Here is a 23,686-nt window from a genome sequence, read left to right as displayed (position 1 = left end):
TGCTCGCGGCTCCCGACCTAAGCGTAAATGCCGCGCAACCGATGAACGGTCGCGACGCGGCTGATCGACAGCATATACGCCGCCGTGCGCATGTTCACCTTGTGCTGTCGCGACAGCTGCAGCACGTCGGCGAAGCTCCGGGTCATGATCTCCGTGAGGCGATTGTTGACGGTCGCTTCGTCCCAGAAATAACCGCCACGATCCTGCACCCACTCGAAGTAGGACACGGTGACGCCGCCCGCGTTCGCGAGAATGTCAGGAATGACAAAGATTCCCTTCTCATCGAGTATCGAATCGGCGCCGGCGGTCGTTGGACCATTCGCGCCTTCGCAGATGACGCGCGCTCGGACCTTCGGCGCGTTCTTGCTCGTGATCACGTTCTCGAGCGCGGCGGGGAGCAGCACGTCTACGTCGAGCGTTAGCAAATCATCATTCGAGATCTGATCGCCGCCCTTGAAGCCCTCGAGGCCGCGATGCTGCTTCACGTGCGCAAAAGCCGACGAGAGGTCGATGCCGTTCTTGTTGTAGTAGCCGCCGCTCTTGTCGCTGATCGCCACGATCTTGCAGCCTTCCTTCTCGAGCAACTGCGCGGCAATCGAGCCCACGTTCCCGAACCCCTGAATGGCGATCGTCGTGCCCTGCACCGACATCCCAAGGTGCTTGAGCGCCTCCTTGGTGACGATCATGCAGCCGCGTCCCGTTGCTTCGCGACGCCCGAGCGAGCCTCCCATCTCCACCGGTTTGCCCGTCACGACGGCCGTCACCGTGTGCCGCATGTGCATCGAGTAGGTGTCCATCACCCAGGCCATGACGCGCTCGTTCGTGTTCACATCGGGAGCTGGCACGTCCGAATCCGGTCCGAGGGTCGCGATGATTCCCGCGGTGTAGCGGCGCGTGAGTCGCTCCAGCTCACCTGCGCTGAGCTTGAAGGGGTCACAAACGACACCGCCCTTCGCACCTCCAAAGGGCAGATTCACGACTGCGCATTTCCAGGTCATCCACGCCGCGAGCGCCTTGACCTCTTCGAGTGTGACCTGTAAGTCGAACCGGATGCCTCCCTTCGCCGGACCACGCGACGTGTTGTACATGACGCGATAGCCGGTGAACACCTCGACCTCGCCGTTGTCCATCAATGTCGGCACCGAGACGATGATCTGCTTCTCGGGATGGCGTAGCACCTTGTACAATCCCGGTTCGAGATCGAGCAGCTCCGCCGCGCGATCGAAGCGCGACATCATCGCTTCGAACGGATTCTCCTCGTTGAGAAATCGATCTTTGTCCGGACGGACTATTCGATCAGTCGGAAGTCGAAGGTCGGTTGCCATGAGTGGATGGAGAGTCTGGCCGATTAGAGCCGAAGTCGCGACGGCGCTCAGCGCTCGCGACGGGCGGGAACGCGGGTCAGGTCATCAAGGATGTGCTCGACTCCACCGACTCCGCGCTCGACGCTAACGCGCTGAGAAACATACCATAACGTCGGCGCTTCGCGAGGCCAGAGCTCGGCGAGTTTTACCGCGTCTTTCAGCGTGCAGATGGCCAGCCCCTCGGAGGGTATCGAGCGGACGAAACGCGCGACTTCCTCCCGTCGGAAATGATGGTGGTCGGCGTAGATCTCGGCCGTTACAACCGCGCCGAGCATCTCGATTTGGCGCAACAATGCGCGCGGATCCCCGATCGCGGTGAGAATTCGCACCGGTCGCCCCGCGACATCCGAGATCGCGCGACGAGCGCCACTGGCCGAGGACACGCTGCGCAATTCGTCCAGTGACAACCGAATGGTCGACCGAGGAATGCGCGGCGCGATCTCGGCAAGTGACTCGTTGACGGCACCGACTTCCCCATCGCTCGCCGCTTTGCGCGTCACGACGATGATCGTCGCACGCCGAAGCGCGGCGAGTGGTTCGCGCAGCGGACCCGCCGGCAGCAGCCGCGGCGTTGGTGACCAGCGATCCGCGCTCACCAAAACGACGTCAGCTTCGCGCGACACTTGCCGATGCTGAAATGCGTCGTCCAGTACAGCGATGTTGGCGCCAGCCTTGCGCGCCTCGGCAATTCCCGCGACGCGATCGGCAGCAACTATCACCGGCACCTCGGGATTGAGGCGCGCGTGAACGAGCGGCTCGTCGTCTCCGTATCCTCGCAACACGATCGCTGGCCGCGCGCCGCGTTCGACCAACTCCGCGGCAATCCACGCCGCCACCGGCGTCTTTCCTGTACCTCCAACGCTCACGTTACCGACGCTCACCGCTGGTATCTTCGGCTCATGCGACGTGAACACCCCGGTGTCGTACAGGGTCTGGCGCACGCCGATGGACACGCGATACAAGACTTCCATTGGCACGAGCGCGGCGCGCGCGACGCGGGCGAAGACGTCATCGCCGAACCACACGCGCTCCACGAGATCACGCACGGGCGAGCTGCTCCGTCTGTAACATCAGCGCTTCAAAGCGCGACGTTTCCTCCACGGCCGCGCGTGCGCTAGTCGCGTCGAGCATTATCGGATCCGAGTACGCGATCCGCAGGCGAGTGAACGGCCGCGGAATCTTGAATCGATCCCAGGTGCCGAGTCGCCACGCGGAGTCCGCCCACAGACCGACGGCGATCACGGGCGCGTTCGCGCGTTGCGCAGCGATCAGTGCGCCCGGCGCAAACGAGCGTGCGGGCCCGCGCGGCCCGTCCGGGGTGATGGCCACGTCGTGGCCCGCTGCCAGCTCGCGCGCCAGGCCCACGAGCGCCCGGCTCGCGCCACGCGACGTCGACCCGCGCACGGTCCGGAAGCCTAACGACTCGGCGGTTCGTGCGATCAGTTCACCATCACGGTGTTCGCTGATCAGCACCGAGACTCCTTCATTGCGATGGTGGTACAGCAGCGGCAGCAGGTCGCCATGCCACAAAGCAAAGACGATGGGCCGGCGCTCCCGTCGCATTGCGTCGACGCTCGTCTCATTGTTGATCAGCCGGATCCTCCACGTGCCGCCGAGCAGGCGTACAAGCGGGACGCCGAGCCGCACGATCCAACGCAGCTTTCGCTCGCGCGCGCGCGACGCGCGCTCCTCGACGCGCGCTGCCGATTCCGCGGACGTCGATCGGAGCTCGCTCAACCCGTCGCTCCCACGCCGAGGCGCCGTTGCGACTCTGCCCCTGCCAGCTCCATCACAATCGCCGCCACGCGCCGAGCGGCACCAGGCGTACCGAGTGAGTCGCGCACGCGCGCCAGCTCAGTGACCATCCGCGAGCGTGCCGCGCTATTGCGATCCAGCAACGGCTCGAGCGCAGTGGCAACGGCGTTAGGCACGAGCGCGCCCTGCACGAACTCTGGCGCGACCTCTCGCCCGGCGACGACGTTCACGAGTCCGATGTGAGGAATCTTTACGAGCCGCCGCGCCGCCGCATAGGTCACCGCGTTGGTTCGATACGCCACGACCAGCGGACATCCCGCCACTGCCGCCTCCAGCGTCGTCGTCCCACTCTTGCACATCGCTGCGTCGGCGGCGCGAAGTACCGAGAACGATGCCGACCGCACGATTGGATATGGACACGCCGATCCATCCAACCACACGTGCGGCGCGGCGCTTACGACGACGCGCAATCCCGGACATCGCCGCTCGAGCTCCTGCGCTGTCGCGACAAACGGCTCGAGATGTCGAGCGATTTCCTGTGCCCGGCTCCCCGGAAATAGCGCCAGCAGTGTCGACTCGTCAGGCACCCCCAGCTGTGCGCGCGCTTCGGCACGTGCCGGCAAACGCTCGGCACGGTCCAGCAAGGGATGGCCAACGAACGTCGTCGGGACACCGTGTTCACTCAGCAGCTTCTCCTCGAATGGCAGAATCACCGCGGCACGGGTTACCGTCTGCGCGAGCTTCGCCAGGCGGCCCGCTCCCCACGCCCACACCTGCGGCGTGATGTAATACAGCACCGGTACGCCGGCAGCGGTCGCCGCTGCCGCGAGCTTCATATTGAAGCCTGGATAGTCGATGAGCATGACGAGCGCGGTATTGCCGCTGCGAATGCGCTGCTTGAGATCGCGAAGCAGCGCCCAATGCTTCGGAACATGACGCAGGACTTCGACGAAGCCCATGACCGCGAGCTGCTCGACATGCTCGATCAGCTCCACGCCGGCTTCGCGCATTTGATCACCACCGATGCCGACGAGTCGATACGGCGCGCCTCGCGCGCGCAGCTCTCTCGCCACGCCAGCCGCATGCAGGTCGCCGGAGGCCTCGCCAGCGACGAAAAGCACGTCACGCACCGGCGGCGACTTGTGTGCCGGCGGCGAGCGACGGCAAAGTTCGTTCGATTTCACTCACAATCGTGAGCGCAACCGCGAGCGCTTCGCGACCATCTTCGCCGCTGACCGTCACCAGCGCCGATCCTCGCACCGCCTCGAGGAAGCTCTCGAACTCGAGACGTAGCGGTTCACCCTCGGGCGCCGTGAGCGGCACGCGCTCGACGAACGCTTCGATCGCCTGCGCGCCCTTGGCCAGCTCCGCGAAGTCGACGTCGCGTCGAAGACGGAAGAATTCTCCCTCCCCCGCAGCAAGATCGAGGGACAGATAGCCGCTCTCCTGAAAGATGCGGACCTTGCGCAGCCGCTCGCGAGAAACTCGGCTCGCCGTGATGTTCGCGACGGCGCCGTCTTCGAATCGCAGGCGTGCATTGGCGATGTCGACGAAGGGCGTCAACACCTGCACCCCCACTGCCGACACGTCGCGTACATGCGCGCCGACGAGCGTGCGCACGAGATCGATGTCGTGAATCATCAGGTCGAGCACGACGGCGACGTCGGCGCCGCGCGGATTGAAGGGCGCGAGGCGATCGCTCTCGATGAACCGCGCTTTCTCGACGTGCGGCAGCGCAGCGCGAATCGCCCGATTGAACCGCTCGACGTGTCCTGTCTGAATCAGCGCGCCCGTTTGGCGCGCGATCGCCACGAGCTCGTCCGCCTCCGCGAGCGTCGCCGCAATCGGCTTCTCGATGAGTAAATGCTTGCCGCGCGCCAACGCCGCCTTGGCGACCTCATAGTGCGCCGGCGTCGGGACCACGACCGTTGCCGCGTCCACCGCGTCGAGGAGCTCCTCGAGCCGATCGTAGGCGCGTACGCCGAGCTCTTTCGCCACCGCCGTTGCGCGATCCGCGCGCGACTCGTAAAAGCCGATCAGCCGCGCGTCTGGTACATCGCGCAGAATGCGGACGTGATGGTAGCCGAGTGCACCGGCACCGATCACTCCGACGCGCACGCCCGGTTGCTTTGTCATGACGTCAGATGACCAGTCCGCGATCGCTGCGATCGAGGAAGCTCAAGAACTCCTCCACTTCCGGAAAGCGCTGGAGCTCTTCCTCGGCTCGCTCTCGAGCCTGCGACAGATTCAAATCGGAATTGAAGAAGAGCCGATAGGCACGCTTGAGCTCTCGTTGCACGTCTTCCGAAATGCCGTTCCGCTGCAGCCCCACCTTGTTCAATCCGTATAAGCGAATCGGGTTGCCGTTGGCTTTCACGTAAGGCGGTACGTCCTTGGAGACTCGCGAGCAGCCGCCCGTGAAGCTATAGCGTCCGATCTGCACGAATTGGTGAACGGCGGACTGTCCGGAGACGATTGCTTTGTCGTCGATGGTCACATGACCCGCGAGCTGGACGTTATTGCCGAGGATCACGCCGTCACCGACGTGACAATCGTGCGCCAGGTGCACGTACGACATGATGAAGCACGCTTTTCCGACCGTCGTCTTGAACGACTGCGACGTGCCACGATTGATCGTTGAGTATTCGCGAATCGTCGTCCCTTCGCCGATCTCCACGGTCGTGTGCTCCCCTTTGTATTTGAGATCCTGGGGATCTCCACCAAGGATCGTCCCGGAGCCGATACGGACACCGGGCTCGAGGATGACGTTCCGCTCCAACGTAGCCCGCGCCCCGATCAGACATTCGTCGCCGACGATGCAGCCTTCGCCGATGATCGCATAGGGTCCGACGTCCACACCATGGCCCAACTGTGCGTCCTTCGAGATGATCGCCGTCTGGTGAACGCGCGCGCTCATCGGTCTCGCACCATCGCGCCCATCTCGGCCTCGGCGACGATCTCACCGTCCACCTTCGCCACACCCTGCATCTTGCACATCAGCCCGCGCACCTGGAGTATGTCGAGCTCGAAACGCAGCTGATCGCCCGGCTTCACTGGACGACGCCACTTCACGTTGTTGAGGGATGTGAAGTACACGACCTTACTCTGCGGATCGGGGATCGCGCCTAACAACAGCATCCCACCCACCTGCGCCATCGCCTCGATGATCAACACTCCCGGCATGATCGGATGACCGGGGAAATGCCCTTGGAAAAACGGCTCGTTGATCGTGACGTTCTTGACACCCACCACTCGCTTGCCGGGATCCAGCTCCAAAATGCGATCGACGAGCAAGAAAGGGTACCGGTGCGGCAGCACCTTCATGATGTCTTCGACTTCCATGATCTGGTTCATTTCGGTCGTCGTTAGGTCCTTCATCGTCGCCGCCTCGCCCTCCCGGGCCGCCTCCTTCATCGCTCGTACGAGGAGCACCGTGCCTCGATGACTCGGCTTTGTCGTCTGAACGCGCGCGCGCACCCGAGCCCCAGCCAGAGCCAGGTCGCCTACGCAGTCCATCGCCTTATGTCGGACGAACTCGTCAGGCCACCTGAGCTCATTGTCAACAACGCCGTTCTCCCCAACGACAACTGCATTCTGCGTCGATGCTCCACGAATCAGTCCCTTCGCCCGCAGGGCGTCGACTTCGTGCATGAAACCGAACGTTCGCGCTCGCGCCAACTCGCGCTCGAATGTCTCCGCGGTCACTCGATATCGGCCACGTTGCTTGCCGATGAGCGGATGTGGAAAATCGATCGTGACATCCAACTCGAGTGACGTCGCCGGTAGCGCCTCGTAGATCGAATCGCCATCACAGACGCGCACCGGCGTGCGCAACTGCAAATAGTGCACGTCGCCGGCTTGCTCCGCGATCCCTCCCTGCCGCAAAGCGTCCACAAACGGCTGGGCGCTCCCGTCCATGACGGGCGGTTCCGGCCCACTCAGTTCGATCACAACGTCGTCCAGTTCGCGCGCCAGTACCGCCGCGAGCACGTGCTCGACGGTGTGCACCGCAACGGGCTCCATGCCCAACTGCGTGCGTCGTTCGGTGAGCACCGCGTGCTCGACGCGCGCAGCAATAAGTGGCGAACCCGGAAGATCCACGCGCCGAAACACGATTCCGGCGCCGCTCGGCGCCGGCAGAAACGTCAGCCTGCAGGGCATGCCCAAGTGGAGCCCGACACCCTCGAGTGCGGTCGCGCGAGCAACTGTGCGACGCGTCATCGGTCGCTGTCAGCTCCGCGGTTATTCGATTCGAGCAGCTTTTCCAACTTTCGCATCAGTGGCGCGAGACGGAACAACGCCGCGTGCGCACGCAGCGCTTCCTTATGCGGTCGCGCCGGATAGCCAGACCAGGTCTGACCGCCAGGAACATCGCCGAACACGCCGGCCTGTGCCGCGACCGTTGCGCCCTTCCCGATTGTGTGATGTCCGCTGATTCCGACCTGTCCCGCGAGGACGCAACCATCCTCCACACGCACCGACCCTGCGATTCCGACCTGCGCCATGATGAGGCACAGCCGCCCGATTCGACAGTTGTGCGCGATGTGCACCAGGTTGTCGATCTTGGTGCCGGCGCCAATCACTGTGTCGTCGATGCTCCCACGGTCGATCGTCGTATTCGCCCCGATCTCGACGTCGTCCTCGATGACGCACCGGCCGACGTGCGGAATCTTATCGTGCCGCCCTTCATGGAACACGTAGCCAAATCCATCGGAGCCGAGCCGCGCGCCTGCGTGCACGATCACGCGCTTGCCGACGACCGTCCCACTATACAGGGTCGCGGACGGATAGAAGTGGCAATCGCTCCCGATCTGCACGCCGGATCCAATCACCGCGTGCGCGTCGATCGCCACACGATCACCGATTTCTGCGCCGTCTTCGATGACCGCATAAGGCCCGATGCGCACATCAGCTCCAAAATGAACGCCGCGACCAATGCGGGCCGTGACGTGAATTCCCGCCTCGAGCGGACGTGCCTTGTAGAAGCGCGGGATAAGCGATAGCAACGCGTCGTGAGGCTTCGCGACGACGATACGCGCACGCGCCGCACCGGGGGACTCCGCGAGCTCTGGTGAGACGAGCACGACGCCGGCGCGGGAACCAGCAAGCAACGGCACGTATTTGGGTGATGCAAGAAAGCTCAACTCGTCGCCGCTCGCCCGATCGAGTGGAGCGATACCGCGCACCTGTGCCGCGGGGTCACCAACGAGCTGGCCGCCGACTTCGGTCGCAATAACGTCAGCGGTGAGGACGATACCGCCCTCACCGCCGTTTTCGCGCGACGATGCTCCCTGAATCACTGCGGCTTTCGCGTCACACCAGCGGGTGCGGAGATCGGCGCGCCCGGCGTCTTGGCCGGAGTCGATGCGACGGTCTTGAGGCGCGCGACGACGCGATCGGTGATATCAAGATTCTTATCATACGAGAGAATCAAGTTCGGATCACCGGTGATGATCATCGAGTAGCCATCCTCAGCGCGAATGTCGTCCAGAACCTTCTTCACCTGCTCCATGATCGGCGCCATCAGCTCGTTCTGTCTCTGCTGCGCCTGTTGCGCGAGCTGCTGCTGTCTGGTCTGCAATTGCTCCTGCAGGTCGCGCAGTGACTTCTGCTTCGTCTCCTTCTGCGTCGCGGTGAGCGCTGCCTCCTGCTTCTGATAGGACGCGAACATCGTGTTCAGCGAATCGCTCATCTTCTTCAGCTGATCGCTGTAGCCGCGCGTCTCGCGCGCATACGCGGACTCGGCCTGCGCCTTTCCCGGCGCGTTGTCGAGTAGAGCCCCAACGTTCACGAACGCGATCTTGAATTGCGCGGCGGCAGACTGCGCGTGCGCGCTACGCGAAACGCCCAGCGAGAGTGTGAGCACAGCCAGCGTCGCACATGCCGTGCGGAAGAACGAAGACATTGAAAACTCCGATTAGAAGATCTGTCCGAATTTGAAGTGTACTTGCCACTTGGGATCGCGAAGGCCCTGTGAATTCACGCGATCGAGTCCGTACCCCAGATCGACGCCCAGTGGTCCGAGCGGAGTGACGATCGAACCACCAACGCCGATACCCCGGAAGAGCCGCGTGGGGTTGAAGTCGGCTGGGCGCGCCCAGAGGTTACCCGCGTCGTAGAACGCGTCCATGTACAGCATTTGGTTGAAGCGAACGCCGAGCTCTGCGCTCTGCGTGTAGAACATGTTGCCAAACGAGGCGCGTGTCGCCGTGTACGAGCTCGTCTGTGGGATATAGCCGTTTGGTGTGATCGAGAACTCCTCATAGCCACGCAGTGGCTCGCCGTACTGCACACCGCCCAACGAGAACGCCTGCGATACGAAGAACGGACCGGGATCGCCGAACACACCGCCCATTCGAGTTGAGAGTCCGAAAACCAACTTGATCGGCGAAGAACCGAGATCGCCCCCGCCGAGGCTCGCGAGCGTTGCGTACGATCGCATCTCTGCCGTGTAACGCTGGAACGACGCGCTGCCGCCGAGCGGTCCACCATTGAACTGCGCCGAGAATGACTGCTCCGTTCCCGACGACGGGAACGGCATGTCGAAGCGCGTGTCTCTCGTTAGGGTCGCGCCCACACTCGATCGGAAGCAGTTGTTGCACTGGATCGTCGACACGAGGCCGGTACCGCCGTAGCTCACCCGCTCGCCGCCATAATTCAGAAAGAGTCGCGTCCATCGCGAGCCGGGTACACGAAGACCGAACTGGATCTGGCCGCCAACGCGCTTGCTGCGACCGAGGTTCGCGATGATGTATCGCGACTGGCTGTCGTACGCGTTGACCGTGCCTGAAACCGTCGATTCTCTGATGTTCGGATCAGTGTAGGCGAGGTTGAAGTCGTTGATGTATTGGCCGAACTGCCACTGGAGAGATCCCTTCTTGCACATCCCGAAGAGATTCGGCTGTTCGAATCCAATGAATCCGCCGACGCCGACGCCCTGACCAACGGACGCGCCGAAATTGACGTTCCCGGTTCGTTTTTCCTTGAGATGGAAAACGATGTCGACGTCGCCCTTGTCGTTAGGTCTCGTCTCCGGCGTCGGCAGCGGCGTCTCGAAAAAGCCGAGGTTCGCGATGCTCTGGTAGCTCTGAATCAGCCGCTCGCGATTGAAGACGTCTCCCGGCACCACGAGGATCTGGTCGCGAACGCAGTTCTCCGCCGTGATGTCGTTCCCCATGATTTCCACCCGGTTCACGATCGCCGGCACGCCCTCGTTGATCTCCCAGCGCAGGTTCACGGTCGGGACCGAGTCCTTGCCGACTCGCGTCCGCTCGATAATTGGGCGCACCTGGGCGTAGATGTATCCCTCGTTCGCGTACGCCTCCTGCACTTTTCCCGTCGCGTCATCCCACCTGCTCTTGTCGAAGATCTCGACGCCGTTGTCGCTGTGATGGAAGACGCCCTTGACGGTCTCGGTGAGTGACTTGCTCTTCTCACCAAAGGGATAGAAGCGCGCAATTTGATCGCTCGAGAAAACCTTGGCGCCAACAACCTCGAACTCGCCGACCCGGTACTGCGGGCCCTCAGTCACACCGATATCCACCAACGCCTTGCCGCGACTGCGATCGACGATGAGCGAATCGCGCAGCACCTGCGCGTCGATGAACCCAAGCTCGCCATACGCCGTCGGAATCCGCTCCGTCACGTCGCCCGCAAGCTTGTCCGCGTCGTACTCGCCCTTCTGCCAGAACCAGAAGCCCTCGGGCTTGGTCTGCATCTTCGCAACGATCGTCTTGTCCTTGATCGCCTTGTTGCCTTGGACGTCGACCCCGGATACTGCAAGCCGCGTCCCTTCACTCACGTGGAACACGAGCTTGAGCTGGCCGTCGACTACTGTCGTGTCGACGCGAACTGTCGCTAACGGATAGCCTTCCGCTTCGTACAGTGAGTCGATTCGCGCGATCGACCTCGCCACCTGATTGGGATCGACAGGTCTTCCAATAAGCAGATCAACACGGTCCTTCACCGAGTTGAGCGAGAGGCGATCCGGACCCGTGACGTCGACGTCCTTGAGTACTGGACGCTCCTTCAGGTCGAACGCGAGGACAGCCTTGCCGTTCGCCGCAATGTTACAAGAAGTCTGAATGTCGTCGAACTGACCCGTCGCGAACAAGTTCTTGATCGCGCGCTGCAAAACTCCCGAGCTCAACGCAACGCCCGGCGAGATCCCAGCATCGCCACGCAGCATCGTCTCGGAGATGCGCTGATTGCCACGAAAAACCACGCTGTCCGGCGTAGCGCATCGCCCGGTCTCTGGTGGGTTGTTTTGCTGCGACCAGGCCGGGACGGACGCGACGACGATCAGCCCAGCGGCCTGCAGCAGGCTGCGGTGTCGGATCATGGGCCAAATATACACAGAAACACGTCAGCCAGGTCCGTATGGACCTGGCTGAAATGCTTCCTAGTCCCAAGGGAATAGGCCCGAGGCCGAAGTTATGCTTTCGTCGTGCTCGTCAGGACCCGAAAGGCCAATTTCGTTCCGTCGGGGGACACTTCCACTTCGATCTCGTCCCCACGCGTGAACTCGCCCATGAGAATCTTCTCGGAGAGCGGATCCTCGATGTATTTCTGAATCGCCCGCCTCAACGGACGCGCGCCGTACGCTTCGTCGTAACCGTTTTTCACGAGGAAGTCCGTCGCCGCATCGGTCAACGTGAGCGTCAGCTCCTCCTCGGCGAGACGCTTGCGGACGTCCTTCAGCATGATCCCGACAATCTGCGCGATGTGCTCACGACTGAGCGGATGGAACACGATGACGTCGTCGAGTCGATTGAGGAACTCTGGATTGAAGACAACCTTCAATTCCTCGCGAACTTTCTCGGCCATGCGATCGAAGCTGTGCATCGAGTCACCGGTCGAGAACCCGAGCGTCTTGCCCTTGGTGAGATCACGCGCGCCCACATTCGACGTCATGATCACGACGGTATTCTTGAAATCGATCACCCGGCCATAGTTGTCGGTGAGGTGTCCCTCGTCGAGCACCTGTAACAGGATGTTGAACACGTCGGGGTGCGCCTTTTCGATCTCGTCGAGGAGGATGACCGAGTACGGCTTGCGCCGGACAGCCTTCGTGAGCGTTCCTGAATCTTCGTAGCCGACGTACCCTGGCGGCGCGCCGATCAGCCGCGACACGGAGAACTTCTCCATGTACTCCGACATGTCGACGCGAATGAGCGCTTGCTCATCAGCGAACAAGAACTTGGCCAGCGCGCGCGCGAGCTCCGTCTTGCCGACGCCCGTTGGTCCGGAGAAGATGAACGAGCCGATCGGTCGGCGCGGATCCTTGAGTCCCGCACGGCTGCGGCGAATCGACCGTGAGATGGCCCGAATCGCCTCATCCTGCCCGATCACCGTATGGTGCATCTCGTCTTCCATGCGAAGCAGCCGCGATGTCTCTGCTTCCTGGAGGCGCGTTACAGGTATGCCCGTCCACCGACTGACGATAAAGGCGATCTCCTCCTCACCGAGCACCGGACGGAACGACTGCCGCCGCTTCTCCCACTCTTCTTGCTTGCGGCGAATGTCGCTCTGCAGCTCGCGCTCCTTGTCACGCAGTGACGCCGCGCGCTCGAAATTCTGATCGCGCACCGCCGCTTCCTTGTCGCTGTTCACTTTCTCGAGCTGCGCCTTGAGCTCCGCCACTTCTGGCGGCGGCGCCTGTGCCGCGAGTCGCGCCCGTGCCCCTGCCTCGTCGATCACGTCGATCGCCTTGTCGGGCAGGAATCGGTCGGTGATGTAGCGCTCCGAAAGCTTCGACGCGTTCACCAGCGTCGTGTCCGGAATCGTGACCTTGTGGTGATCTTCGTACTTCTTCCGCAAGCCCTTGAGAATCTCGATCGTCTCTTCCACCGTGGGCGGATCGACGATCACCGTCTGGAAGCGTCGCTCGAGGGCGCCGTCTTTCTCGATGTATTTGCGGTACTCGTTAAGCGTCGACGCCCCGACGCACTGCAACTCGCCGCGCGCCAACGCGGGCTTGAGCATATTGCTCGCGTCGATCGCGCCTTCTGCTGCTCCGGCGCCGACCAGCGTGTGCAGCTCGTCGATGAAGAGAATGATATTCTTGTTCTGCGCGATCTCGTTCATTACGGCCTTGAGGCGCTCCTCGAACTGACCGCGGTACTTCGTGCCCGCGATCACGGCCGCCATGTCGAGCGAGAGCACACGATGATCGCGTAGTGACTCTGGGCACTCGCAATTGGCGATCAGCTGCGCCAGACCCTCGACGATCGCCGTCTTTCCGACGCCTGGCTCACCAATGAGCACCGGATTGTTCTTCTTCCGGCGTGTGAGCACTTCCATGACGCGCTGAATCTCCTTCGCACGTCCGATGGTCGGATCGAGCTGGCCCTCCGCTGCGAGCTGCGTCAAGTCGCGGCAGAAATGATCGAGCGCCGGCGTCTTGGATTTCTTCTCGCCCTTCGGCTGCGCCGCCTGCGGAGCGCCGCTGCCTTGTTGCGCCGTCGCACCACCTTGCGGCATCTCGGTGCCGAGAATGCGCAACGTTTCCGTGCGCGCAGCTTCGAGATTCACGCCCGCATCGGTGAGTACCTGGGCGGCAATTCCCTTCTCCTCGCGCAGCAAGCCAAGGAGCAGATGCTCCGTTCCAACGTAGCTGTGATTAAGCTCGCGCGCTTCGCTCATGGCGAGCTCGAGCACCTTCTTCGCGCGCGAGGTATAGGGAAGATCCGGCCCCGTGGTTTGGGCGGCTTTTCCCTTTTTGACGGTTTCTTCGATTTTCTGCTGAATCTCATCAAGCTCCACGCTGAGATTCTGCAGAACGGTCGCCGCGACGCCCTCACCCTCTCGGATGAGGCCAAGCAGGATATGCTCGGTCCCCACGTATTCGTGGTGGAGGCGCGCAGCCTCCTCTCGCGCCATAGCGAGGACCTTTCTCACCCGCTCGGTGAAGTTGTAGCCGTTCATGTGTCCCTCAATTACCGGGGGTGACCGTTCGTCTAGCCGACCGTCCCCGCTTCCTCTTCCAACGCTTTACGCACATACCGTGCACGAGCCAGGTTCGTCTCGCTCTCAGTAAGCGGTCGTCCTTCGGCGTAGGCGAGGTGCGCGGCCTGTGAGAAAATCAAGAGCTTGTTGAGGGTATATACACTGAGGCCGGTGACCAGTTTCAGCCCTACGGCCAACCGCACGCCACTCAAATAGTTCATCGCCTCATCGAACGTGAGGCTTCGGGCATAGCGCAGAGTTCCGTACGCGCGCCAGAGCTTGTCTTCGATAATATACCCCGCATCACGAAGCAAGACTCGTCGCGCTTCTTCCTCTCGCTCGATCACATGCCCCACGACGCGCAGCAGTTGATCGAGCAATTCCTCTTCCGATCGACCCAGTGTCGTCTGGTTCGAGATCTGGAAGTAATTCCCGACGACTTCACTCCCCTCGCCGTATAATCCCCGGTAGGTCAACCCCATTTGCTGCAGCCCCGCCAACACACGCCCCATCTCTTTCGTGTGCACCAGTCCCGGAAGGTGAATTAGGACCGACGCCCGCATCCCGGTGCCGACATTCGTCGGACACGCTGTTAAGAATCCAAACTCCGCGTGATACGAAAAAGGCACACGTGCGCCGAGGTCTCTATCCAGCCGATCGATGGCCGCGAACGCTTCCTCGAGCGCGAAGCCCGATCGGAGCGCCTGCAGCCGCAGGTGATCCTCTTCATTCACCATGACGCCTAACCCGTCGGAGAGAAACACCGCCGCTCCAGTCCGAAGGGGATGCTGCGCGTCGAGACCCGCCAACTCCTTGCTCACGAGATGCCGCTCGTGCAACAGCGCGCGGTCGGTTGGCGACAAGTCGTCGAGCCGATAGAGCACCGCGTCCTGCAGATCCTGCAGGGACGTGAGCGCCTCCCGCACTTGCGAGAGCACACGCAGTCGCTCTCCGTCGCGTGCCCGCGCCGTGAACGCGTAGCCCTCGACGTTTCGCGCCAGCCGAATCCGCGTCGAAAGCACGATGTCTGCGTGCTTTCCGGAGGCGTCGAGCCAACCGACGCCGCCATCCGGCAGCAACGAGAGATCGATCGTCATTCGAGCACTTTGATCCGATCGCGCAGGTCGGCGGCAAGCTCGAATTGCTCGCTCTCGATGGCGCGGCGCAGGCGCTCGCGTAGTTCGCCAAGGGCGCTGCCGCGCTCGGTCGTCTCGCTTTGCGGCGGCCGATACGCCTTGCCAATGTGCTTTGCGCTGCCATGCACGCGTCGCAGCAAATCGCGCATCCCCGACTCGAACGTCGTGTAACAACGGGCGCATCCCCATCGACCCGTGGCGCGAAAGTCCGCCATCGTCGTGTGGCAGAACACGCACCGGCTGCCATCGACGCTTGTGAGCGCGGCTTGCTGCTGAACTGCCTCGAGGAACTGGGTCAAGGGATGCTTGTTCGTCGGCGCGGTCGTCTCGACGCCATTTTCGGCGGCGCAGCGCTCGCAGAGGTGCAGCAACTTCACCTCGCCGCCCTCGATGCGCGTGAGCTGAACCACGGCGTCTCGCTCTCCGCAGCTATCGCACAGCATCAGGCAAGCACCTCGCGCACTCCCGTGTCCGTTAGGCGCCCATCTTCGAGCAGCAGCGCGCGATCGGCGCGCAATGCCAACGACCGGTTATGCGTTACAACGACCATTGCGATCTCCAGGTCACGTGAGAGCTCGACGAAGAGATCGTGCAATCGCGAGCTGTTCGCGTGATCGAGATTTCCTGACGGCTCGTCCGCGAGGATCACAGCGGGATCGATGGCCAGCGCTCTCGCGACCGCCGTCCGTTGCTGTTCGCCGCCCGACAACTCCGACGGACGGTGACTCATCCGCCCTGCCAATCCCACCCGGCTCAATAACTCTTCGGCCCGCCCTTGCGCACGCTTCGTGTCCCAACCCGCGATGCGGAGCGGCATCATCACGTTCTCGAGCGCACTGAACTCACGAAGCAGGTGATGGAACTGGAACACGAACCCGATGCGGCGATTGCGCAGGACCGAAAGCTCCTCGTCGGATCGCTCCTCGATCTGCTCCCCCGCGATGCTGATCCGGCCACGCGTTGGACGGTCGAGAGCGCCAAGCAGATGAAGCAGCGTGCTCTTGCCCGCTCCGCTCGCCCCGACGATCGCCACCATCTCCCCGCGCGCGACGTCCAGATTCACGCCGTCGAGCACCGTAATGAGCCCGCCGTCGCCGCCCGTGTACGTCTTCGCCAGATCAACTGCTTGTAGCACCGTCATTCGTGTCGAATGGCCTCTACCGGGAATAACCTCGCGGCCTGCCGCGCTGGATACAGCGTAGCAAGGGCGGCGATCAACAAACTCGCGAGCACGATCAGCGCCACGTCGAGCAACTGCGTCGCGACAGGGAGGTGATCGATGAAATATACGGATGGGTCTAGTGCGATCAGCTTGTACCGATCGATCAACACCGATGCGAACAGACCCAAAAGCAGTCCAGCGACGGTACCGACAATCCCAATCACCACGCCCTGCGCGAAGAAAATTCTGCGTATCGATCGTGCTGGCATCCCCATGGCGCGCAGAATGCCGATTTCCCGCGTTTTGTCCGTCACGACCATCGTCAGCGTGCTCACGATGTTGAATGCCGCGACGAGCACGATGAGCAGGAGGATGAACGTCATTCCGAACTTCTCGAGCTTGAGCGCGTGAAACAGCGATGAGTTCTGGGCCTGCCAGTCTTCCGTGCGATACGGAAAGCCCAGCGTATCCTCGATCGCACGCCCGACGGCGGGGGCTTCTGCTCGCGTGCGCGTTAGTACCTCGAGCCCAGTGACGGAGCTCCCGAGTTGCGCAAGCTCCTGCGCCGCCGACAACGCCATAAAGACATAGCTGTTGTCGTACTCGTACATCCCCGTCTCGAACACTCCAGTTACTTCGAAGCGCTCTGCGTGGATCGATGGCATGCCCGTTACCGGGTCGATGCTCCCGCTGCCCGCGGTAATCATTGTGATCGAGTCAATGCCTGGGCTGACGTTGAGTCGCTCGGCCAATCGGCTACCGAGAACGACACCCCGCCGCTTCGCGTCGGTTGTGCCGAAGGTGAAGTTCCCAGCGCGCGCCGTGGTGCGAATTCGAGTCACCGGATTCAGTCCCGGCTCGTCGGGCTCGATCCCCATGAAGAAGACGGCTTCGTTGTACTTATGGCCGCTGTTGATAACTGCCTGACCGTGCACGAACGGACTCACCGCGGCGACAGCCGGCTTCATGCGTCGAACCCGGTCGATGACCTTCGGCCAGCCGGTCATCGCCATGTCCTCACCATAGGTGAGCACTCTGATGTCCGGGCTTCCGATGAGAATCTTCTCACGAAGATCGTTCTGCAATCCGTTCATCACGCCGATGATCACGATCAGCGCGCTCACACCGACGATCACTCCACCGATTGCGATCACGCTGATCAGCGAGAGCAGCCGCGAGCCGCGACGACTCCGTAGGTAGCGCCAGGCGATCGCCAACTCGAGCCTTGTCATTTCATTCCGGACGCAACGTCGGAAAGAGAATCACGTCCCGTATGTTCGAGACGTCAGCGAGATACATGAACAGCCGATCAATGCCGATCCCCACACCACCCGTCGGCGGCATACCGTACTCCAGAGCGCGCAGATAGTCCTCGTCCACTCCCACAGCCTCCTCGTCACCCGAAGCGCGCAATCGCGCCTGCGCTTCGAGACGACGCCGTTGGTCGAGCGGGTCGTTCAACTCGCTGAACGCGTTCGCGAGCTCGCGCCCGCTGGCGAACAGCTCAAAACGCTCGGTGAGCCGCGGATTGCCCCGCTTCGGCTTGGCCAATGGCGATAACTCCACTGGATAGTCGATGACAAAGGTCGGCTTCTCGATCTTCGACTCAACGAGCCCCTGGAACAACTCGTCCATCACCTTCACGCGACTCAGCGCGTCTACTTGCTCTACGCCGAGACGACGCGCGGCGTTCCGCAGCGTTTCGTCATCCGCGGTGAAGGCATCGGTCCCCAACGCGGCATTGAGCGACGGCAGCCACTCGACCCTCGCAAATGGCGGCTGGAGTGCGGGCACATGAGTATCGGGTCCCAACGCCCCTCCCACCGCTTCCGCCGCGCAAACGAGTAACCGTTCGACACGCCCCATCATCACCGTGTAATCGGCATAGGCCTCGTAGAACTCGAGCATCGTGAACTCGGGATTGTGCGTGCGATCGATCCCCTCGTTCCGAAAATCATGTCCGATCTCGTACACTCTGTCGAAGCCGCCAACAATGAGACGCTTGAGATACAGCTCATCCGCGATACGCAGATACAGCGGCATGTCGAGCGTATTGTGATGGGTCACGAACGGTCGCGCGTACGCGCCGCCGTACAGCGGCTGCAAGACTGGCGTCTCGACCTCGAGATAGTCGAGTTCGTCGAGGTACGAGCGAATCGACGTGATCATTCGCGAGCGCGCGCGAAAAAGCGCACGGACCTCCGGATGGACCGCGAGATCGACATACCGCTGCCGCGAGCGCTGCTCTTCATCTGTCAGTCCTGAATGCCGCACGAGCTGTCCGTCGACGGCTTCTTCCTTCCCGAACGGCAGCGGCCGAAGCGACTTCGCGAGCATCTCGACCTTCGTGACACGAATCGTCACCTCGGCAGTCCGCGTGCGAAATAGCGATCCTTCGATCCCGATGACGTCGCCGAGATCGAAATGCTTCGTCAGCGCGAAGACATCGTCTCCGAGCACATCCCGGCGAAAATAGAGCTGAATACGCCCGGACGAATCAGCGAGATGAGCAAATGCTGTCTTTCCGGCCGAGCGCCAACTCACGAGACGCCCGGCGACACGCACCGTCTCGCCGTCGCTCTCCTGGCCCTCCGGATACAGCGCGACGGCCTCCGCGGCGTGATGCGTTCGATCGAATCGATAGGCGAAGGGCGGCGTGCCCTGCTCGACTAGCGCCTCCAGCTTTTCTCGTCGCGCCTTCTGGACGAAGTTGAGGTCCTCGCTCACGCCGCGGCACTCCCGCCCCTGCCGTGACCGCCGAATTCGCGAAGATACGCCTCGATGAATGGATCGATGTCGCCGTCCATCACTCGCTGGACATCCGGGACTTTCAGTTCCGTGCGATGATCGTTGACCATGGTGTACGGTTGAAACACGTAGCTCCGAATCTGACTGCCGAAGGTCACATCGGCCTTGGTCGCATCGAGCTCCGCCTTCTTTTTCGCCTGTCGCTCCGCCTCCAGTTGATAGAGGCGATTCTTCAACATCTTGAGCGCCGTCGCCTTGTTCTTGTGCTGCGACCGCTCCTGTTGCGACGCGACGACGATCCCACTCGGGATATGCGTCAGGCGCACGGCGGAGCTGGTCTTGTTGACGTGCTGTCCACCAGCGCCCGACGCGCGAAACACGTCCATTTTGATGTCTTCGTCGCGGATCTCGATGTTGATCTCCTGATTCACGACGGGATACACGAACACGGACGCAAAGCTGGTGTGTCGCCGCGCTTGCGCATCGAACGGCGAAATGCGCACGAGACGATGTACGCCTGCCTCCGCTTTCAGAAAGCCGAACGCGTACGGCCCCTTGATCTCGATGACGCCGCCCTTGATTCCGGCTTCTTCACCCTCGCTCATGTCGAGCGTCTCGTAGGTGTAGCCCTTCCGATCCGCCCAGCGAGTGTACATACGGAGGAGCATCTCGGCCCAATCCTGCGCCTCCGTTCCACCGGCGCCGGCGCTGATCTCCAGTTGCGCGTTACGAAAGTCATCAGGCCCGGAGAGCAGTGAGCGGAGTCGCAAGGACTCGAGATCCTCGGACATCGCGGCGATTTCCGCGTCGAGCTCTCGTGACATCTCCTCGTCGGGATCGGATGCCAACAGTGCTTCCAGATCCTGCGCGCTGCCGAGTCGACCCTCGATTTTCTCGAACGGGTCGATCCACCCTTTGAGCGCCTTTACTTGCTGCACCACGGCTTGGGCGGCTTGCTGGTCGTTCCAGAATCCCGCCTCGGCCATTCGATTCTCGAGCGTCGTTAGGTTCTCACGTTTGACGTCGACGTCAAAGATACCTCCGCAATTCGGCCAGCCTCTCGGCCTTCTCACGCAGTGCCTTCGTTCGGTCGGTCTCCGCCATTGTTGTCCTCTGGGATTTACTTACGACACGAGCCGCCCGCGGATCAGCGGACGGCTCGACACGTGACTGCGGACTCCCGCAAGATAGTGCCGCTGCATGCGGCTAACTACCCCGCGTACCGTCAAAACGCTTTCTGACCACCCGCGAGCAAATCATTCAGGGCATCCTGAAAATGAGGCGTCGTCTCCGCAAACTCACGCCCAACCTGCATGACATACTCCTCATAGCTCTTCTGGATTTCATCCTTGAAGAGCTGCTTCAGCGTACCGTCGCGTAAACCCTCTTGCCGCTTCTGCGGAAAGTATGTGACGAGATCGGATACGAGCGCGCGTGCGAGTCGCCTTGCCTTCGCGTGCGGATCGTTCGCTAGAAATGGATTGATCGGTGTCCTCGCGCCGCTCGGCGCCCCCGTACCTGCCGACGCGGCCGGGCGCGGTGCGGGCGCAGGTGCCGGCGCGGTCGCAACGCTTGCCGCTTGTGGCGCCGCGAGATTGGGCGCACTCGCACGAGGCGACGGTGCCGAAGCCGACTGTCCAGTTGGCGCGGCGGTGGGGCCTGACGGTCGTGGCGCGACGATCGGCCGCGCCGACAGTCCAGGCGCCGGTGCGCTGCCTGGCATCATCGGTCGCGGCGGAAAAAGCATCGGCCGACCGGCTGGTTGCGTCGCCGGCTGCACCATCGGCGGAGCCGGAACCGGCTTCGCGACAGGGCTTCTTTCGACGGCCGGCGCCGATGCTATTGGTTGAACTCGGCTCGGCTCTGGAGCGACCACTGGCATTGGAGTCGGCGCGGGAGTTGGTCCCTTCGGTACCCGCGCCGACTCCGACGTGTCGAGAAGAGCGGCGGCAAGGGCCGCATTCGCTCGTTGCGCAGCCATCGCCTCCTCGGGCTCCGGCGCGCGAGCCGGCCTCGACGCTGCCGACGAGTTTGAAGAAAACTCATCTTCGATCGAGGAGCCGGCCGAAATCGTTATGACGCCGCCACAGACGGAGCAGCGTGCTCTCACCGTCGCCGAGGGCACCTTGGCCGGATCGACACGAAAGATGGAACGACATTCGGGGCAAGAGACGTTCACTTCCCCTCCGTCGCGCTGATCTTGTCGGGGCGGACGGCAAGCGTCTGGCTCGCGCCAGGGACTCCATCCTGTCGCCGATCGATCGAGAAAACCGAGCCGGGCAGCGTCTTCGCGTAGCTCTTCATTTCAGTTGCGAGTTCACTCACTTGCGCCGCATGTGTGAAATGTCGCCGTTCGTTCGTGACAACGCCTATCGACACTGTCATGAGCGGCACTCGATGCAGCTGCCCACGGCGATCCTTCCCAAAAAAATAGCCAGCCCGCCGATCCTGCTCGGAATATTGATAGGGAATCAACGTGTCGAATACCTCGACGATCTCGGCACACGATTCATTCACGCTCGCGACGGGAATAATGAAGATGAAGTCGTCGCCACCGATATGTCCGACAAATCCCTCGTCAAGACATAGCCCCTTGACGATGTCGTGGAGAATCTTCGCGAGGATGCGAATGACGCGATCGCCCTCGTGATACGAGTATCGATCGTTGAATTCCTTGAAGTGGTCCAGATCGGCGTAACACGTCGCGAAGAGCTTGCCTTCGTTGAGCCGACGCGTGATCTCCGCCTCGATCTCGACGGCGCCCGGCAGTCGCGTCGATGGATGCACAACGAGGTCGCGATCCGATCGGCGTAGCATCGCATCGAGACGCGTCATCGACTCCGCCTCGGCCGTCCCCTCCCGGATCACTTCGTCAGCGCCGGCCCCGAATGCTTCCGCGAAAGTCTCGTCGTCCTCACATGTCGCAACGACGCAAGGGACAACGCCAGTGTACGAGTCTCCCTTGAGTCGGCGAAGCGCCCCGAGAATCGGCGCTTTTTGACGTCGTGCGTCGAATGCGACGACCCGTGGTCGGCCTCGCAGCGCGAGCGCCATCAGGTCGTCGCCGTTCTGCACGGTGACAATAGGAACGCCCAATTCCTCCAGCCAGCGGCGAAGCGCCTCTGGCAGCTGGCCACCGCCTGGTGAGTAGACGAGTGCGTTGGTCTTTGCCACGCGAGGAGAGGCGGAGAGACGCTCGAGCGAGAGAGGAGAGCTGCCGGTGCGCTAACTACAGGAGAACTACGGTCATAAATGGACGACCCAAGGCGCAATGCGTAGCGCCATCCTATGTTCGGCTTGCCTGAATGAGTGATTGGCCGCCCCCGGGCCTTACTTCAAAAAGCCTTGGCCTCGTCGATGAGCATGACGGGAATGTCGTCCCGAACTGGATACTTCAAGCGGCAGGATTGGCAGACGAGCACTGACTCTTTTTCCCGGTACTCGAGCGCGCCCTTGCATTTGGGACAGACGAGGATCTCGAGCAATTGCTGAGACAAGCTCATTGGGTGCGTTCCTTTGGAAGCTGATAGCCAAGACGTCGGAGAGCGGTGGCGTTCTTTCGCCAATTCGACAGAACCTTCACCCATAGATCGAGATACACCGGCTCGCCGATGAAATCTTCGATCTTCTTTCGTGACACCCGACCGATCTCGCGGATGCGATCTCCCTTGGTGCCGATGAGGATGCGCTTCTGACTCTCGCGCTCAACGTACAATACGGTGCGAATATAGACGGGCTTGCTCCCCTCTCGGAATTCCTCGACCTCGCTCGCGACGCTGTAGGGGACCTCATCTTCCAACTGTTCGAGGGCCGTCTCGCGAATCAACTCGCTCACGAAGAATCGCACGGCTTGTGTGCTGATCTCGTCGTCGGGATAGAGAAATGGGCTTTCTGGAAGCAGCTGCTCGGCGGCCGCCAACAAGGCATCCACACCCTCACCGGTCGCAGCCGAAATCAGATGCGCCTGCGGATATCGCTCGCGCAGGCGATCGCGTGCCTCGTTCGAGAGCGCGTCGACTTTGTTGAGGGCAAGTAGCATTGGCGCGCGCGGAGCTGTTGGCAGCCCTGCGGCTTCAGCGAAGGACGCCGATGCACCCTCGTCGAGTGCGTCCACCAAATGGACGATCACGTCGGCCTCTTGAACGGCATTGAGCGATGTTGCACGCATGGCGTGCTGGAGCGGATACGCCGGATTGAGTAGACCGGGGGTGTCGAGCACGATCATCTGGACGTCGCTCTCCGTGCGAATCCCGACGATCCGATTTCGCGTCGACTGCGGCTTGGCGCTGACGATGCTCAGTTTTTGGCCAATGATTCGATTGAGCAGCGTCGACTTTCCGACGTTAGGCATTCCTGCCACGGTGACGATGCCGGCGCGAGTCATGGGGCAAAGATAACGCAGAGCGAAGGCGCAGAACGACGAACGCCCGTGCTGTCTGCACGGGCGTTCGCGTGTGTGAGAAGCCGGCGGTGGCCTACTCTCCCGCGCTCTCTCGAGCGGAGTACCATCGGCGCTGTAGGGCTTAACGACCGTGTTCGGAATGGGAACGGGTGTGGCCCCTACGCTCTAACCG

The 23,686-nt window shown here is 62.1% G+C and carries 21 protein-coding genes and 1 rRNA gene; all 22 read right to left on the bottom strand.

Features of this window, described 5'->3' with window-relative positions; all coding sequences use genetic code 11:
• Positions 1-17 precede the first annotated feature (17 nt).
• A complete protein-coding gene (locus tag VGH98_09465; GenBank protein HEY2376187.1) occupies positions 18-1,325 on the bottom strand; it encodes a Glu/Leu/Phe/Val dehydrogenase in 1,308 nt (435 codons plus the stop codon).
• 47 nt (positions 1,326-1,372) lie between these two features.
• Positions 1,373-2,410, bottom strand: a complete 1,038-nt coding sequence (locus VGH98_09460) for a tetraacyldisaccharide 4'-kinase (GenBank protein HEY2376186.1) — start codon at positions 2,408-2,410, stop codon at positions 1,373-1,375.
• Positions 2,403-3,101 carry a lysophospholipid acyltransferase family protein gene (locus VGH98_09455; GenBank protein ID HEY2376185.1) on the bottom strand — a complete coding sequence of 233 codons (699 nt, stop codon included), beginning with the start codon at positions 3,099-3,101 and terminating at the stop codon, positions 2,403-2,405. Before VGH98_09455 ends, VGH98_09460 begins: the two co-directional genes overlap by 8 nt.
• Positions 3,098-4,249: a lipid-A-disaccharide synthase gene (gene lpxB / locus VGH98_09450; protein ID HEY2376184.1), complete on the bottom strand. Its 1,152-nt coding sequence runs from the start codon at positions 4,247-4,249 to the stop codon at positions 3,098-3,100. The genes VGH98_09455 and lpxB overlap by 4 nt, the downstream gene beginning before the upstream one ends.
• Positions 4,242-5,255 carry a Gfo/Idh/MocA family oxidoreductase gene (locus VGH98_09445; protein HEY2376183.1) on the bottom strand — a complete coding sequence of 338 codons (1,014 nt, stop codon included), beginning with the start codon at positions 5,253-5,255 and terminating at the stop codon, positions 4,242-4,244. Before VGH98_09445 ends, lpxB begins: the two co-directional genes overlap by 8 nt.
• 4 nt (positions 5,256-5,259) lie before the next feature.
• Positions 5,260-6,036 carry an acyl-ACP--UDP-N-acetylglucosamine O-acyltransferase gene (gene lpxA / locus VGH98_09440; protein HEY2376182.1) on the bottom strand — a complete coding sequence of 259 codons (777 nt, stop codon included), beginning with the start codon at positions 6,034-6,036 and terminating at the stop codon, positions 5,260-5,262.
• The gene (locus tag VGH98_09435; GenBank protein ID HEY2376181.1) at positions 6,033-7,340 is read right to left on the bottom strand and encodes a bifunctional UDP-3-O-[3-hydroxymyristoyl] N-acetylglucosamine deacetylase/3-hydroxyacyl-ACP dehydratase; all 1,308 of its coding nucleotides are present in this window, start codon (positions 7,338-7,340) and stop codon (positions 6,033-6,035) included. Before VGH98_09435 ends, lpxA begins: the two co-directional genes overlap by 4 nt.
• Positions 7,337-8,419: a UDP-3-O-(3-hydroxymyristoyl)glucosamine N-acyltransferase gene (gene lpxD / locus VGH98_09430; protein HEY2376180.1), complete on the bottom strand. Its 1,083-nt coding sequence runs from the start codon at positions 8,417-8,419 to the stop codon at positions 7,337-7,339. The genes VGH98_09435 and lpxD overlap by 4 nt, the downstream gene beginning before the upstream one ends.
• Positions 8,416-9,024 carry an OmpH family outer membrane protein gene (locus tag VGH98_09425; GenBank protein ID HEY2376179.1) on the bottom strand — a complete coding sequence of 203 codons (609 nt, stop codon included), beginning with the start codon at positions 9,022-9,024 and terminating at the stop codon, positions 8,416-8,418. Before VGH98_09425 ends, lpxD begins: the two co-directional genes overlap by 4 nt.
• Positions 9,025-9,036: 12 nt before the next feature.
• Positions 9,037-11,460 carry an outer membrane protein assembly factor BamA gene (bamA, locus tag VGH98_09420; protein ID HEY2376178.1) on the bottom strand — a complete coding sequence of 808 codons (2,424 nt, stop codon included), beginning with the start codon at positions 11,458-11,460 and terminating at the stop codon, positions 9,037-9,039.
• Positions 11,461-11,552: 92 nt separating this feature from the next.
• A complete protein-coding gene (locus tag VGH98_09415; protein ID HEY2376177.1) occupies positions 11,553-14,045 on the bottom strand; it encodes an ATP-dependent Clp protease ATP-binding subunit in 2,493 nt (830 codons plus the stop codon).
• Positions 14,046-14,077: 32 nt separating this feature from the next.
• On the bottom strand, positions 14,078-15,163 hold the full coding sequence (locus tag VGH98_09410; protein HEY2376176.1) for a protein arginine kinase: 1,086 nt from the start codon (positions 15,161-15,163) through the stop codon (positions 14,078-14,080).
• The gene (locus VGH98_09405; GenBank protein ID HEY2376175.1) at positions 15,160-15,612 is read right to left on the bottom strand and encodes a UvrB/UvrC motif-containing protein; all 453 of its coding nucleotides are present in this window, start codon (positions 15,610-15,612) and stop codon (positions 15,160-15,162) included. Before VGH98_09405 ends, VGH98_09410 begins: the two co-directional genes overlap by 4 nt.
• 32 nt (positions 15,613-15,644) lie before the next feature.
• Complete coding sequence (locus VGH98_09400; GenBank protein HEY2376174.1) at positions 15,645-16,343, bottom strand: ABC transporter ATP-binding protein; 699 nt, start codon at positions 16,341-16,343, stop codon at positions 15,645-15,647.
• Positions 16,340-17,596: an ABC transporter permease gene (locus tag VGH98_09395; protein HEY2376173.1), complete on the bottom strand. Its 1,257-nt coding sequence runs from the start codon at positions 17,594-17,596 to the stop codon at positions 16,340-16,342. Before VGH98_09395 ends, VGH98_09400 begins: the two co-directional genes overlap by 4 nt.
• 1 nt (position 17,597) lies before the next feature.
• A complete protein-coding gene (lysS, locus tag VGH98_09390) occupies positions 17,598-19,091 on the bottom strand; it encodes a lysine--tRNA ligase (protein HEY2376172.1) in 1,494 nt (497 codons plus the stop codon).
• Positions 19,088-20,216 (bottom strand): peptide chain release factor 2 gene (prfB, locus tag VGH98_09385; protein ID HEY2376171.1). Its coding sequence is split into 2 segments (ribosomal slippage): positions 19,088-20,152 and positions 20,154-20,216, totalling 1,128 coding nucleotides; the frame shifts between segments, so codons are not numbered across the junction. Before prfB ends, lysS begins: the two co-directional genes overlap by 4 nt.
• A 121-nt stretch (positions 20,217-20,337) precedes the next feature.
• On the bottom strand, positions 20,338-21,093 hold the full coding sequence (locus tag VGH98_09380) for a hypothetical protein (protein ID HEY2376170.1): 756 nt from the start codon (positions 21,091-21,093) through the stop codon (positions 20,338-20,340).
• A 194-nt stretch (positions 21,094-21,287) separates the two neighbouring features.
• Entirely contained in the window at positions 21,288-22,286 is a 999-nt protein-coding gene (locus tag VGH98_09375) for a diguanylate cyclase (protein HEY2376169.1), read from the bottom strand.
• 161 nt (positions 22,287-22,447) lie between these two features.
• The gene (locus VGH98_09370) at positions 22,448-22,615 is read right to left on the bottom strand and encodes a Trm112 family protein (protein ID HEY2376168.1); all 168 of its coding nucleotides are present in this window, start codon (positions 22,613-22,615) and stop codon (positions 22,448-22,450) included.
• Positions 22,612-23,496, bottom strand: coding sequence for a GTPase Era (era, locus tag VGH98_09365; GenBank protein ID HEY2376167.1), 885 nt, complete (start codon positions 23,494-23,496; stop codon positions 22,612-22,614). The genes VGH98_09370 and era overlap by 4 nt, the downstream gene beginning before the upstream one ends.
• 78 nt (positions 23,497-23,574) lie before the next feature.
• A 5S ribosomal RNA gene (gene rrf / locus VGH98_09360) occupies positions 23,575-23,686 on the bottom strand; the annotation flags it as partial.

Source organism: Gemmatimonadaceae bacterium (assembly GCA_036496605.1).
GTDB lineage: Bacteria > Gemmatimonadota > Gemmatimonadetes > Gemmatimonadales > Gemmatimonadaceae > AG2.
This window is presented reverse-complemented; position numbering and strand designations above follow the sequence as displayed.

What these genes read in the sequence shown, in the direction of transcription:
- VGH98_09465 (HEY2376187.1), bottom strand. Translation starts at nt 1,325, where the DNA reads ATGGCAACCGACCTTCGACTTCCGACTGATCGAATAGTCCGTCCGGAC.
- VGH98_09445 (HEY2376183.1), bottom strand. Translation starts at nt 5,255, where the DNA reads ATGACAAAGCAACCGGGCGTGCGCGTCGGAGTGATCGGTGCCGGTGCA.
- lpxA (HEY2376182.1), bottom strand. Translation starts at nt 6,036, where the DNA reads ATGAGCGCGCGCGTTCACCAGACGGCGATCATCTCGAAGGACGCACAG.
- VGH98_09435 (HEY2376181.1), bottom strand. Translation starts at nt 7,340, where the DNA reads ATGACGCGTCGCACAGTTGCTCGCGCGACCGCACTCGAGGGTGTCGGG.
- VGH98_09425 (HEY2376179.1), bottom strand. Translation starts at nt 9,024, where the DNA reads ATGTCTTCGTTCTTCCGCACGGCATGTGCGACGCTGGCTGTGCTCACA.
- bamA (HEY2376178.1), bottom strand. Translation starts at nt 11,460, where the DNA reads ATGATCCGACACCGCAGCCTGCTGCAGGCCGCTGGGCTGATCGTCGTC.
- VGH98_09415 (HEY2376177.1), bottom strand. Translation starts at nt 14,045, where the DNA reads ATGAACGGCTACAACTTCACCGAGCGGGTGAGAAAGGTCCTCGCTATG.
- VGH98_09410 (HEY2376176.1), bottom strand. Translation starts at nt 15,163, where the DNA reads ATGACGATCGATCTCTCGTTGCTGCCGGATGGCGGCGTCGGTTGGCTC.
- VGH98_09400 (HEY2376174.1), bottom strand. Translation starts at nt 16,343, where the DNA reads ATGACGGTGCTACAAGCAGTTGATCTGGCGAAGACGTACACGGGCGGC.
- VGH98_09395 (HEY2376173.1), bottom strand. Translation starts at nt 17,596, where the DNA reads ATGACAAGGCTCGAGTTGGCGATCGCCTGGCGCTACCTACGGAGTCGT.
- VGH98_09380 (HEY2376170.1), bottom strand. Translation starts at nt 21,093, where the DNA reads ATGGCTGCGCAACGAGCGAATGCGGCCCTTGCCGCCGCTCTTCTCGAC.
- VGH98_09370 (HEY2376168.1), bottom strand. Translation starts at nt 22,615, where the DNA reads ATGAGCTTGTCTCAGCAATTGCTCGAGATCCTCGTCTGTCCCAAATGC.
- era (HEY2376167.1), bottom strand. Translation starts at nt 23,496, where the DNA reads ATGACTCGCGCCGGCATCGTCACCGTGGCAGGAATGCCTAACGTCGGA.